Here is a 12,747-nt window from a genome sequence, read left to right on the forward strand (position 1 = left end):
AAGAATAGAGGGTATGTCTTCCACTCCTTTCGAGCGCACTCAGCGCGTTGCCGTTCTCGGCGGCGGCCCCGGCGGTTATGAAGCGGCGCTCGCTGCTGCCCAACTCGGCGCCGAGGTCACCCTCATCGAACGCGTGGGAGTGGGCGGATCTGCCGTCCTCACCGACGTGGTGCCTTCGAAGAGCCTCATCGCCACCGCGGATGCCGCCGTGGCGATCGCGGAGGCCAGCGACCTCGGAGTGCAGTTCTATGCCAAGGGCGGGAACGGCAAGCCGTTGAAGCCCGAGATCGCGATCAACCTCGCCGCCGTCAACAAGCGTCTGCTGGCGCTCGCCGGACAGCAGTCCGAAGACATGCGCAACACGCTGCTTGAATCCGGGGTGCGGATCCTCTCCGGCCACGGCCGTCTCGAGGGGCCGAACGCGATCACCGTGTCGACGGGGCCCGGCGGCACGGACTTCGATCGTGTCGAGGCCGACACCATCATCGTCTCCGTCGGTGCATCGCCGCGTGAGCTCGATAGCGCCAAGCCCGACGGTGAGCGCATCCTCACCTGGACGCAGCTGTACGACATGAAGGCGCTCCCGGAGCATCTGATCGTGGTCGGTTCGGGTGTCACCGGTGCGGAGTTCGCCTCGGCATATATGAACCTCGGTGCACAGGTCACCCTCGTTTCGAGCCGCGATCAGGTTCTCCCCGGCGAAGACCCGGATGCCGCGCACGTGCTTGAGAAGGTCTTCAAACGCGGTGGCATGACGGTGCTCTCCAAGTCGCGGGCCGACAGCGTCGAGCGCACCGAGAACGGCGTGCTCGTCACGCTTTCCGACGGACGCACGGTTGAGGGCAGTCACTGTCTGATGGCCGTCGGGTCGGTGCCGAACACCGCAGGCATCGGCCTGGAGGAGTCCGGCATCGAGCTCACCGAGTCTGGGCATGTCCGGGTGAACCGGGTCGCGCGCGCTTCGGTGCCGAACGTCTACGCGGTCGGCGACTGCACGAACTTCATGCCGCTGGCATCTGTCGCATCGATGCAGGGGCGCACCGCGGTGTTCCATGCGCTCGGTGACATCGTCATCCCGCTCGACAAGATCAAGGTCACCTCGAACATCTTCACCGCCCCCGAGATCGCAACGGTCGGGTACGGCGAGAAGGATGTCGAGAATGGCGCGGCCGACGGCCTCGTCTACAAGCTGCCGCTGGCTGCCAACCCGCGCGCGAAGATGATGGGGATCAAGGACGGCTTCGTCAAGATCATCGCCCGCAAGGGCTCGGGCACCGTCATCGGCGGAGTGATCGTGGCGCCCAAGGCCTCGGAGCTGATCTACCCGATCGCAGTGGCCGTGGAGCGTCGTTTGACGGTCGATCAGGTTTCGCGCGTTTTCGCCGCATACCCGTCGCTGTCCTCGAGCATTACGGATGCTTCGCGCGCGATGCACCTCGTCAATATCAGCTAGGCGCGTTTCGATCGCCTCGAGGCGAGGCGAGGCGAGGCGAGGCGAGACGCTCGCCTCGGGGTCAGTCGATTGTGAGCAGCTGGTGCCCGGCCGAGACTGTGGCGCCGGCGGTCGCATTGATGTTGGCGATGACGCCGTCCTTGTGTGCCTGCAGCGGCTGCTCCATCTTCATCGCTTCGAGCACGACGACCAGGTCGCCCTTGACGACCTCCTGGCCCTCTTCAACGGCGATCTTCACGATGGTGGCCTGCATGGGCGACTTGACCGCGTTTCCGGATGCCCCGGCTGAGACAGAAGTGGCGTGGCTGCGGCGCGACGGCGGCACAGCAGCGGGGCGCCCTGCGGTTCCGGCAGCGACGGTGACGCGCTCGGGCAGGCTGACCTCGAGCCGCTTTCCGGCGACCTCGACGACGACCGTGTGGCGTGCCGGGGCTGCGGCTGGGGCTTCCAGCTCGCCGTCCCAGGCCGGGATGTCATTGTCGAACTCAGTTTCGATCCAGCGGGTGTAGATGCCGAACGAGCCGCCTTCTGCGGTGAATGCTGGGTCGCGGACGACCTTGCGGTGAAACGGCAGCACGGTGGGGAGTCCGGAGACCTCGAACTCATCGAGCGCACGACGCGCACGCTCAAGCGCTTCATCGCGGGTGCGTCCGGTGACGATAATCTTCGCCAGCAGGGAGTCGAAGGCGCCCGATACAGCGTCCCCCGCAGTAACGCCCGAGTCCAGACGGATGCCCGGGCCACCGAACGTCTTGAAGACGTGGATCGGGCCCGGCTGCGGCAGGAAGCCGCGACCGGGGTCTTCGCCGTTGATGCGGAACTCGAAGGAGTGGCCCACCGGCGTCGGATCGTCGTAGTCGATTGTGCCGCCAGCGGCGATGCGGAACTGCTCGCGTACCAGGTCGATGCCGGTGACCTCTTCGGAGACCGGGTGCTCGACCTGCAGGCGGGTGTTCACCTCGAGGAACGACACCGTGCCATCAGCGCCGATGAGGAATTCGCAGGTGCCGGCGCCGACGTAGCCGACCTCTTTGAGGATCGCCTTGGATGCCGAGTACAGCAGCTCGTTCTGCTCATCGGTGAGGAAGGGAGCGGGTGCTTCTTCGACCAGCTTCTGGTGACGGCGCTGCAGTGAGCAATCGCGCGTGGAGATGACGACGACGTTTCCCGCGGCATCCGCCAGACACTGGGTCTCGACGTGGCGGGGCTTGTCGAGATACTTCTCCACGAAACATTCGCCGCGTCCGAACGCGGCAACGGCCTCGCGGGTCGCGGACTCGAACAGCTCGGCGATCTCGTCCAGTTCACGGGCAACCTTGAGTCCGCGTCCGCCTCCGCCATAAGCGGCTTTGATCGCGATCGGCAGTCCGAACTCTTTCGCGAAGGCGATGACCTCGTCTGCGGTTTCGACCGGGCCAGGGGTTCCGGGGGCCAGGGGAGCGCCCACCCTCTCGGCGACGTGACGTGCGGTCACCTTGTCGCCGAGCGACTCGATGGCTTCCGGTGACGGGCCGATCCAGATCATGCCGGCGCCGATGACGGCGCGGGCGAAGTCGGCGTTCTCAGCGAGGAACCCGTAGCCCGGGTGCACAGCATCCGCTCCCGAACGGCGGGCGATCGAGAGGATCTTGTCGACCTGCAGGTACGTGTCTGCGCTCGTCTCCCCGTCGAGGGCGTAGGCCTCGTCCGCCAGACGCGAGTGCATCGCGTCTCGGTCCTGGTCTGCGTAGATGGCAACCGAGGAGATCCCGGAATCACGAGCGGCGCGGATGATGCGTACGGCAATCTCGCCGCGGTTAGCGATGAGGACCTTGGCGATAGCGGGCATGAATGTCAGCCTAGCGAGATCACGCCCGATACTTTTGACGACCCCCCACAAGAAATTGTCGAAAACGTAGCGCGATGTCTACGACCACAGATCCGTCCACGTGATGCCGAGTTCTGCGCACAACCGACGGATCGTCGATAGCGACATGCCGACGACCGTCGATGGGTCCCCATCGACACGGGTGATGAATGCCCCGCCGAGGCTGTCGACGGTGAAGGCGCCTGCGACGTGCAGCGGCTCTCCGGTGGCGACGTATGCCGCGATCTCCTCGTCAGTGATGTCGGCCGCGAACGATACGGCGGCCTCGGCGACAGCGGTCGCCTCCTGCGGCTCAGCGCCCGGCCGAACCCGGAATACCGAATGTCCGGAGTGCAGCACGCCGGTGCTGCCGCGCATCAGCTTCCACCGCCGGATCGCCTCCTGCGCGGTGTACGGCTTGCCGTAGACCCGCCCGTCCAGGGCGAACATCGAGTCGCCGCCGATCACCAGGCCGTCGAAGGAAGCGTCCTGGGCTGCGAGCCGGTGTGCAACATCAGCAGCCTTCGCTCGAGCCAGCAGCAGCACGAGCTCGTCCGGCGCCAGATCGCGCCCGCGTTCGGCCGCCGCAGCGGCGGCCACGGCATCCTCGTCCGTCTTCGGAGAACGGGTGATCGGCTCGATGCCTGCCTGGCGCAGCAGCATGAGGCGGGCGGGGGAGGTCGAAGCGAGGCAAACCTGCATGTTCACCACCGTATCCTCGTAGGATGCCCTCTTCTGCACGCGACCTCGACCTCGATATCACCGGCATTGCGCACGGTGGCACTTTCATAGCCCGTCACGAGGGTCGAGTGGTATTCGTCTCCGATGCGATTCCGGGAGAGCGGGTGCGCGTGCGCATCACTGACCCGGCGGGTGGATCGGCGGCCGACACGCGGAAGTTCTGGCGCGGCGAGACCGTCGAGGTGCTGGACGCGTCGCCGCACCGACGTTCGCACGTGTGGGCTGAGGCCGACATAACTCGTGACCCTGCCGACCGCGCCGGCGGCGCCGATCTCGGCCATATTAATCTCGATCACCAGCGCACGCTGAAGCGTCAGGTGCTGCAGGAGGCGTTGGACAAGTTCGCCGGCCCCGGCCTTGAGGCACCGGCCGTAACGCCGGTAGACGATGGCGACGGCACCGGCTGGCGTACGCGCATTTCGCTGCACGTCGACGATGACGGTGTGGTCGGTCCGTACGCCGCTCGCAGTCACCGGGTCATTCCGGTCTCCTCCTACCCACTGGCGCGGCGCCGTGTGCGCGCCGAAGCGCTGTCGATCAAGAACGCCAAGCCCGGGCGCATCGATCTGGTCGAATCGGCCGATGGCAGCGTGCACGTGCTTCGCCGCCCGCAGAAGGGCAAGCGGCCGGTCGCTCCCGTCATTCGGGAGAAGGTCGGCGAGCGCACATTCCAGGTGGATGCCGATGGCTTCTGGCAGGTGCATCCGGCAGCGGCAGCCACGTTGGATTCCGCCGTGAAGCGCGCCCTCACCGGACGCGTTGAAGCCGGCTCGGCGCATCTTGACCTGTATGGCGGTGTTGGTCTGTTCTCTGCCTCGCTCGCCGATCTCGGCGCGACGGAGATCGTCACCGTGGAATCCAGCAGCCGGGCAACCCAGCATGCTGCCCGAAATCTCGAAGACTTCGGCGTCAGCGCCGTCACGGCACGAGTCGACCAGTACCTCGCCGGTGCGGCAGGCGGAGCGCAGGTCGGCACCGTGGTGCTCGATCCGCCGCGCGCCGGTGCCGGTCGCGCCGTTGTCGAGGGCATCCATGCGCTGAGTCCCGAAGCGATCGTCTATGTCGCCTGCGATCCGGTCGCGCTCGCTCGTGATCTCGGCACCTTCCGTGCACTCGGCTGGCAGACCGGTTCTCTGGAGGCCTTCGATCTGTTCCCGCACTCGCATCATTTCGAGGTCGTCGCACTGCTCACCCGATGAATACTCAGCAGATCGATAGGCTGGACTCATGAGCAGGGTCGCACTCATCGATGATCACGAGTCCGTCCGCCTCGGACTCGAGCTTGCGTGCGAGCGGGGCGGGGCGCAATCTGTGGTCTTCTCCGGCAGCACGGTCGGGTCGTATCTCGAATGGCGAAAGTCCGCGCGCGCGGCATCGGCCGATGTCGTCGTGCTCGATCTGACTCTCGGCGATGGCACGACGGTTACCGAGAACGTGACCGCGCTGGTCTCGGACGGGGCGAGTGTCGTGATCCACAGCGTGGCCGATCGACCGGCAGCTGTGCGCGAGGCGCTGGCCGCCGGTGCCGCCGGTGTCGTGAGCAAATCTTCGTCGCTGGACGACGTCCTCGACGCGATCAGCACGGTCGCCAGAGGTGACGCACTGAACAATGTCGAGTGGGCGAGCGCTGTTGAGGGTGACCGCGAGTTCGCGGATGCGCAGCTGGCCGCCCGTGAGCGCGAGGTGCTCCGGCTGTACGCCACCGGGTTGCCGCTGAAGGTCGTCGCCGAGCGGCTCGGGGTCGCATACTCCACGGCGAAGGAGAACATCAACCGGGTGCGTGTGAAGTACGTCGAGGTCGGGCGCCCCGCGCGGACCAAGATCGATCTGCTGCATCGCGCGATGGAAGACGGCATCGTCACCGGCGAGGGGCTCACGGGTGTCGGCTGACACCGCCCTCAGCGATGCGTGGAGCCGCATCCCTTCACCGGGCACGGCCGAGACGGAGTTCGAGCGTTTCACCGGTAAGCGGATGGAGCGCATCCTGGCCACGGTCGTCGCGATCGGTTCGGCTTTGCTTGGCGTTCAAGCGCTGGTTGCCGCCGCCGCGGGTATTTCGCGGGGGGCGACGCCCGGGTACACGACGCTCGTCGCGATCGTCTACGTGCCGCTGATCGCGATGCTCACCGCCTGCGTGCTGGGGCGTGCGGTCAGAGTCTCGGCCGGGGTGTTTGCGATCGTCTACGTGATCGCACTTGCCGCGTGGCCATTGGTGGTCGATGCTGGCGCCGGCGACGGACAGCCGTGGATCTTCTTCCTGGTCAACGTCGGGGTCGCTGCGGCGATGCTCGCCTTTCCGATGAAGCTGCAGCTGGTCTGGGCGTTCGGGGTGCCACTGGTCTACGGCTATGTGCGGCTGGTCGAGGGCGAATTCACGAGCCGGTTCTGGACGATGACCGCGTTCGACGTATCGTTCACGATCATCCTCGGCATCGTCATACTGTCGCTCGGGTGGATGTTCCGCTCGGTCGCAGCCGGCGTCGATGATGCTCGTGGCCGCGCCGTGGCCTCATACGCTGCGGCGGCGGCCGCTGCCGCGGCAGAAGAAGAGCGGGTCGCGATCGCCGCGCTCATGCACGACAGCGTGCTGGCCGCGCTCATCGCCGCCGAACGCGCTGCCACCGACCGGGGTCGCGATCTCGCCGTCTCGATGGCCAGAGAAGCGCTGACGAGGCTCGCGAACACGGATGCCGGCGTCGCCCAGGAAGGCAGTGACGAACCGGTCGGAACCGCGCAGGTCGTCGTCGAGCTGCGCCGGGCCCTGTCCGAGCGCGGCGCCGACGCGATCGTCGAAGAGCAGGGGACGGCCGGTCCCATTCCGGGGCGGGTCGCACGAGCGGTCGTGCTGGCTGCACGTCAGGCCATCGGAAACTCCGTCGATCACGCGCGGGGGCGCGGGCTGCATCTGATCGTCAATGGTTACGGAGCGCGGGGGCTCTCGGTGACGGTGTCCGACACGGGGCCTGGTTTCGATGTGGATGACATCGGCGAGGACCGCCTCGGCATTCGAGGGTCCATCATCGCGCGGATGGCGGGTGTCGCCGGCACCGCGACCATCGTCTCAAGCTCGGTGGGAACCACCGTCACGCTCGGATGGGAGCGCCCATGAATCGCTCTGTGCGCAGCATCGCCACCGCGCTCGCGGTCGGATTCGCCGTCTATTTCGCTGCTCGTGCCGTGTGGTGGATCGTGCAGCCGACGGCTCCGCTGGTCATGGTCGCAGCGATTCTGCTCTACCTGATCGTGATGCTGGCCACCGTGCTGATGGAGACTTCGGGCGGGATCCGGATGCCGCTGTGGTGGGGCGTGGTCGCCGTGGTCGCCAGCAGCGTGATTCCGACGATGGTGAGTGCTTCGCTGCAGCCGACGCATCGCACCGAACCCTTCGCAACCTGGTACATCGGTGCGCTGGGGCTGTTGGCCGTGGTGTGCATCGTCCGGCGGCGTCCGATTGCTGGCTGGCTGGTACTGCTGGTGCTGACGGTGGCGTCCGCAGTGCATCTCGGATTCGTCGTCGCGCTGGAGTTGGGTCTGGTCGGCTCGATCATGTGGACGCTGGTCGCGCAGCTTCTGGTGCTGTTCTGGGACCGTGCGGTGCGTGACACCGAACGCCTGGCAGATATTCAGCAGGCGGTGTCGGCCTGGCATGCAACTCAGCTGGTGCGCCAGCGGGAGCGTCGCGTTCGGGTGCAGTACGCACTGGCGACAGCGGGTCCGGTCCTGGCGCGCACGGTGGCTTCGCACGGCCGACTCACCCCGGAGGAACAGCTTGCGGCCCGCCTTGCCGAGGGGCGTCTGCGCGACGAGCTTCGCGGTGCGAGTCTGCTCAACGACGCCGTTCGTACCGCGATTCAACAGGCTCGACTTCGGGGTTCGGCAGTCACCGTGTTCGACGAGGGCGGGCTGAACGAACTCGATGAGCTGCGTCGCGCCGAGATCCGCGACGAACTGGCGGAGGTACTTTCGCGCGCCGACGCCGGACGCGTGATCATTCGTGCCGCGCAGGATGCGCGCACCGCAGTCACCGTAGTGGGGCGATCGGGTGCCGGCGATTCCTCAGACGAGGACACCGTCGGGCTTTGGCATGAGATTCCTCGCGAGCGCGACTGAGCTGCAGCGCGGCTGAGGCAAAAAGATGGGCGAGGGGCGGCTGTTAAGCCTGCCCCTCGCCGTGTGCGGTGCAGTTACCCGAAAACTGACCGCGGATGGTCGACCCGCGTCTGCCTACCCTGGGGCAGAGAGACCGACCGAACGCGAAGCGTTGAATCAAGTCTGTCGAAGCGCAAGCAAATTGTCTGTAGGTATTTTGGGGGACAAGAATTCCGGGTCATGCGTCATGATGGAGCGGTGAGTGTGCGGCGCCGTGGAACGAATCTTCCCAAGATGGGCGACTTCAATCAGTCCGTGATCTTGGAGGTGATCCGTCGATCCGTCGAGGGGTTGAGCCGGACCGAACTGGCGGATGCGACGGGGCTCTCCGCGCAGACGGTGACGAACATCACCCGCCGGCTGCTGGATGACGGCCTGATCGAAGAGGCCGGTCGCGTCATCGCGGGGCCGGGCAAGCCGCGCACGACGTTGCGTTTGAACGCATCGAGTCGGATGTCGATCGGTGTGCATCTGGATCCGGCCGTCATGACGTTCGTGCTGCTGGACCTTGCCGGCGCAGTGATCCAGCGCAGTACGCGGCGCACTCCGACCAATGATCCGCGCCAGATCATCAAGACGATGGCGGCATCGGTCGACGACCTCATCAAGCGCTCCGGGGTGGAGAGGGAGCGGATCTCCGGGATCGGCGTTGCGACGCCGGGACCGCTGGATGCCGCTCGAGGCACAGTCATTGACCCGCCGAAGCTTCGAGACTGGCATCGAGTGCCGCTGCGGGATGCCCTGGCCGAGGCGACGGGATTCCGCGTCACTCTGGAGAAGGACACCACCGCAGCGTCGGTCGCCGAACTGTGGACCGGGGCAGGTCCCGCTGACGCCTCATTCCTGTTCGTATATCTGGGCACCGGCATCGGCACCGGACTCGTGCTGGACGGCGAGGTCGTTCACGGTGCATCCCGCAACGTCGGCGAGGTCGGCCACATCATGGTCGATGCCGATGGTCCGGAGTGCGGATGCGGCAGGCGAGGATGCGTCGAGGTCGTCTGCACCCCGCAGGCGATCGTCGAACGTGCCGAGCGGGCCGGTGTCTTCGCCGATGATCGTTTCAGCAGCGATGCGGGCTTTGTCGATGACCGATTCACGGAGTTGTGTGCGCGCGCAGCGGCGAAGGATGCCGATGCCATGGCCGTGCTCCTTGAAGCAGTCGGGCACCTGTCGGTGCTCATCTCGAGCCTGACGAACATGCTGGATGTCGATCGCGTCGTGCTGGGCGGACCTTTCTGGGCGCGCGTTGAGGCGCAGTATCTGAACGAGTTGCCGAAGCTGTTGGAACGGCAGAGCGCCACGAGCGCGGTCCGTGATCTCCCGGTGTTCGGCACTGTCGTCGGCGACGATGTGGCGGCGGTGGGGGCAGGGTGTGTGGTGCTTGACGAGGTGCTGTCGCCTCGGGCATCCGCTCTTTTTCTCGATCACTGAGCCGAGCTGCACGACAGAGTATTGCGAAGCTCTTGACAGGAGTAAATCTAATCGATTTACTATTAGGTATCCCTTCGCTTTGGAGTTCGCTGCCGAATGCATGACACATCCGTGTTGATCGAAGCTCGTGTACGTCGTTTCATCGAAGAGCGTCTGTTACCGAATGTGTACCTGGATCGGGTGCCGCTGACTTTAGCGAGCTGGGATGTGCCGGGGGAGCCGGTACCGTTCGCTGATGCTGTAGGTCAGGTCTTTGAACCGTTCGTCGTAGGGATGCGCTGGGGCCGTCCGTGGGGGACGACGTGGCTACGAGTGACAGGAACGGTACCGGAGGCACCCGGTGCCGAGTTGCTCTTCGACCTCGGCTTCAACGCGGCCGAGCCCGGATTTCAAGCAGAGGGCACTGTCTACCGGCTGGACGGCACGATCGTCAAGGCGGTGGAGCCGCGCAATGCCCACGTACCGCTGGACGCGGCTCCGGGGGAGTCCTTCGAGCTGTATCTCGAGGCGGCCGCCAACCCGGATGTCGCCGACGGCTTCCGCGACTTCCTCCCGACGCCGCTGGGAGAGTTGGAGACGGCCGGCACCGACCCGCTGTACACCTTCGCCTGCGCAGACATCGCCGTGCGCGACATCGTCGTGTGGGAGCTGTTGCAGGATGCGCGTGTGCTGGTGCAGCTGATGGCTGAGCTGCCCACGGGATCGCCGCGGCGCGCTGAGATCCTGCGCGCGCTGGAGCGAATGGTCGACGCCGCTGACCCCGACGATCTCTCGGGTTCGGCTGCGGATGCACGGGCAGAGCTCGTCGGCGTGCTCTCATCGCCGGCATCCGCTTCTGCGCATCGCATACATGCGGTCGGGCACGCGCATATCGACTCGGCCTGGCTGTGGCCGGTGCGCGAGACGCAGCGGAAGATCGCGCGGACCTTCTCGAACGTGCTGTCGTTGCAGCGGGAGACGGACTTCGTGTTCGCGGCTTCGTCGGCGCAGCAGTATGCCTGGCTGAAGCGGTATCAGCCGGAGCTGTTCTCGCGGGTGCGCGAGGCGGTGGCATCCGGCCGTTTCGTGCCGACCGGCGGAATGTGGGTCGAGTCCGACACGAATCTCCCGGGTGGCGAGGCGCTGGCGCGTCAATTCGTGCGCGGCAAGCGATTCTTCATCGAGGAGTTCGGTGTCGAGCCGTTGGATGTCTGGTTGCCCGATTCCTTCGGTTACTCGGCGGCGCTGCCGCAGATCGCGCGCGCGGCGGGTTCGCGGTGGATGCTGACGCAGAAGATGTCGTGGAACGAAACGAACACGATGCCGCACCACACTTTCTTCTGGGAGGGCATCGATGGATCACGTATCTTCACGCACTTCCCGCCCGTCGACACTTACAGCGCGCAGCTGACAGCGGCGGAGCTTGCCAGGGCCGAGCGTCAATATGCCGAGAAGGGCATGGCGAACACGTCGCTCGTGCCGTTCGGATACGGCGACGGCGGTGGCGGCCCTAACCGTGAGATGCTGGCCGCGGCGACGCGCCTGCGTGATCTGGAGGGATCGCCGACGGTTACGCTGTCCAGTCCCGCGGAGTTCTTCACCGCGGCGGAGGCGGAGTATCCGAATCCGCCGGTGTGGTCGGGGGAGATGTACCTCGAATTCCACCGCGGCACCTACACCTCGCAAGCGCGCACGAAGCGTGGCAATCGGCGCAGCGAACATGCGCTGCGCGAGGCGGAGCTGTGGGCGACGGCAGCGGCATTGCGCGGTGGGACGTATCCCTATGACGAGCTGGATGGGATCTGGGAGACCGTGCTGCTGCAGCAGTTTCACGACATTCTGCCGGGCACATCGATCGGGTGGGTGCATCGGGAGGCCGAGCGCCGTTACGCCGAAGTGCTGGCGGCGACAGAGCGGATCATCGCAACGGCGCTGGAGAAAGTCGTCGGTCAGGGTGAGACCGCGTTGGTTGTGAACGCCGGGCCCTACGCGCAGGACGGCGCGTCCGCGATGGGGATCGCCGCCGCCGTGCGGCGCGAGGCAGAGCCCGCGACAGTCGTGCGCAGAGATGGCGGATTCGAGCTGTCGAATGAACACCTGACGGTTTACATCGACGGCGAGGGGCTGCTCGGTTCGCTCATCGTCCGTGCGACCGGACGTGACGCGATCGCACCGGGGGAGAAGGGCAACCTCCTGCAACTGCACCGTGACACGCCAACGCAATGGGACGCCTGGGACATCGATGAGCACTATCGCCGTCATGTCATCGACCTGACCGATGTGGTCTCGATCGAGCACAGCGCGCATCCCACTGCGGCAGTCGTCTGCGTGGTTCGCGGCCGGGGGGCCACGCGAATCACGCAGACCCTGACCCTGGCCGCAGACGCGCAGGCGCTTGATATTGAGACGACGGTGGACTGGCGCGAGCGGCAGAAGCTGCTCAAGCTGACTTTTCCGCTGGATGTGCATGCCGATCAGGCCAGCTCGGAGATCCAGTTCGGGCATGTGCGGCGTCCGACGCACGCGAACACCTCATGGGACATGGCACGCTTTGAAACGGTCGCGCACCGGTGGGTGCATGTCGGCGAGTCAGGTTTTGGCGTTGCAATCGCGAACGATGCGACGTACGGTCACGACATCACCCGCGCGCCGCGTGAGGGAGGCGGCACGATGACGAATGTGCGACTTTCGCTCGTTCGGGCGGCGATGTATCCCGATCCGGACGCCGATCAGGGTGAGCACACCTTCCGGGTCAGTATTCGCCCGGATTCTTCAATTGCGGATGCCGTGCACGAGGGGTATCGGCTGAATCTGCCGACGCGCACGCTCGTCGGGGCGGATGGCTTCGCCCCGCTGGTTTCGGTGTCATCGGATGCGGTGGTGGTGGAAGCGGTGAAGCTCGCCGAGGATCGCAGCGGAGATGTAATCGTTCGACTCTACGAGGCGCACGGCGGTCGTGCAGCGGCCAAGTTGTCGACGTCGTTCGAGTTCGACCGCGTGTGCGAGACGGATCTGCTGGAGCGCGAAGTGGATGCTGTGGCGCTTGATGGCGACGATCTCACGTTGCGCCCGTTCCAGCTCGTCACGCTGCGTTTCGCCGCGCCGCGCCTCGTCGGCTGAACCGGCCAGCTCCAGGTGCGTCGGA

At 66.0% G+C, this 12,747-nt stretch carries 9 protein-coding genes; 7 read left to right on the forward strand and 2 right to left on the reverse strand.

Annotation, left to right across the window (positions count from 1 at the left end; all coding sequences use genetic code 11):
- The first annotated feature begins 13 nt into the window (after positions 1–13).
- Complete coding sequence (locus ACW5CM_RS10860; protein ID WP_438255122.1) at positions 14–1,453, forward strand: NAD(P)H-quinone dehydrogenase; 1,440 nt, start codon at positions 14–16, stop codon at positions 1,451–1,453.
- Positions 1,454–1,514: 61 nt separating this feature from the next.
- Here the strand turns inward: ACW5CM_RS10860 and ACW5CM_RS10865 are convergent, their stop codons facing one another.
- Together ACW5CM_RS10865 and ACW5CM_RS10870 are read right to left on the reverse strand one after the other, a co-directional pair.
- A complete protein-coding gene (locus ACW5CM_RS10865) occupies positions 1,515–3,281 on the reverse strand; it encodes an acetyl/propionyl/methylcrotonyl-CoA carboxylase subunit alpha (protein ID WP_438255123.1) in 1,767 nt (588 codons plus the stop codon).
- 78 nt (positions 3,282–3,359) lie between these two features.
- On the reverse strand, positions 3,360–4,001 hold the full coding sequence (locus tag ACW5CM_RS10870; protein WP_457125050.1) for a Maf family protein: 642 nt from the start codon (positions 3,999–4,001) through the stop codon (positions 3,360–3,362).
- A gap of 23 nt (positions 4,002–4,024) precedes the next feature.
- Here ACW5CM_RS10870 and ACW5CM_RS10875 point away from each other — a divergent pair, with 23 nt between their 5' ends.
- From ACW5CM_RS10875 to ACW5CM_RS10900, 6 genes are all read left to right on the forward strand, one after another.
- The gene (locus ACW5CM_RS10875; RefSeq protein WP_457125000.1) at positions 4,025–5,239 is read left to right on the forward strand and encodes a class I SAM-dependent RNA methyltransferase; all 1,215 of its coding nucleotides are present in this window, start codon (positions 4,025–4,027) and stop codon (positions 5,237–5,239) included.
- Positions 5,240–5,267: 28 nt separating this feature from the next.
- Positions 5,268–5,930, forward strand: coding sequence for a response regulator (locus ACW5CM_RS10880; RefSeq protein WP_439256017.1), 663 nt, complete (start codon positions 5,268–5,270; stop codon positions 5,928–5,930).
- On the forward strand, positions 5,920–7,149 hold the full coding sequence (locus ACW5CM_RS10885; protein WP_457125001.1) for a sensor histidine kinase: 1,230 nt from the start codon (positions 5,920–5,922) through the stop codon (positions 7,147–7,149). Before ACW5CM_RS10880 ends, ACW5CM_RS10885 begins: the two co-directional genes overlap by 11 nt.
- A complete protein-coding gene (locus ACW5CM_RS10890; protein WP_457125002.1) occupies positions 7,146–8,150 on the forward strand; it encodes a hypothetical protein in 1,005 nt (334 codons plus the stop codon). Before ACW5CM_RS10885 ends, ACW5CM_RS10890 begins: the two co-directional genes overlap by 4 nt.
- Positions 8,151–8,369: 219 nt before the next feature.
- Positions 8,370–9,623, forward strand: a complete 1,254-nt coding sequence (locus ACW5CM_RS10895; protein ID WP_457125003.1) for an ROK family transcriptional regulator — start codon at positions 8,370–8,372, stop codon at positions 9,621–9,623.
- Positions 9,624–9,719: 96 nt separating this feature from the next.
- The gene (locus ACW5CM_RS10900) at positions 9,720–12,722 is read left to right on the forward strand and encodes an alpha-mannosidase (protein WP_457125004.1); all 3,003 of its coding nucleotides are present in this window, start codon (positions 9,720–9,722) and stop codon (positions 12,720–12,722) included.
- Positions 12,723–12,747 lie beyond the last annotated feature (25 nt).

It is taken from the genome of Microbacterium wangyouchuni (assembly GCF_054072595.1).

What these genes read in the sequence shown, in the direction of transcription:
- ACW5CM_RS10860 (WP_438255122.1), top strand. Translation starts at nt 14, where the DNA reads ATGTCTTCCACTCCTTTCGAGCGCACTCAGCGCGTTGCCGTTCTCGGC.
- ACW5CM_RS10865 (WP_438255123.1), bottom strand. Translation starts at nt 3,281, where the DNA reads ATGCCCGCTATCGCCAAGGTCCTCATCGCTAACCGCGGCGAGATTGCC.
- ACW5CM_RS10870 (WP_457125050.1), bottom strand. Translation starts at nt 4,001, where the DNA reads ATGCAGGTTTGCCTCGCTTCGACCTCCCCCGCCCGCCTCATGCTGCTG.
- ACW5CM_RS10875 (WP_457125000.1), top strand. Translation starts at nt 4,025, where the DNA reads ATGCCCTCTTCTGCACGCGACCTCGACCTCGATATCACCGGCATTGCG.
- ACW5CM_RS10880 (WP_439256017.1), top strand. Translation starts at nt 5,268, where the DNA reads ATGAGCAGGGTCGCACTCATCGATGATCACGAGTCCGTCCGCCTCGGA.
- ACW5CM_RS10890 (WP_457125002.1), top strand. Translation starts at nt 7,146, where the DNA reads ATGAATCGCTCTGTGCGCAGCATCGCCACCGCGCTCGCGGTCGGATTC.
- ACW5CM_RS10895 (WP_457125003.1), top strand. Translation starts at nt 8,370, where the DNA reads ATGCGTCATGATGGAGCGGTGAGTGTGCGGCGCCGTGGAACGAATCTT.
- ACW5CM_RS10900 (WP_457125004.1), top strand. Translation starts at nt 9,720, where the DNA reads ATGCATGACACATCCGTGTTGATCGAAGCTCGTGTACGTCGTTTCATC.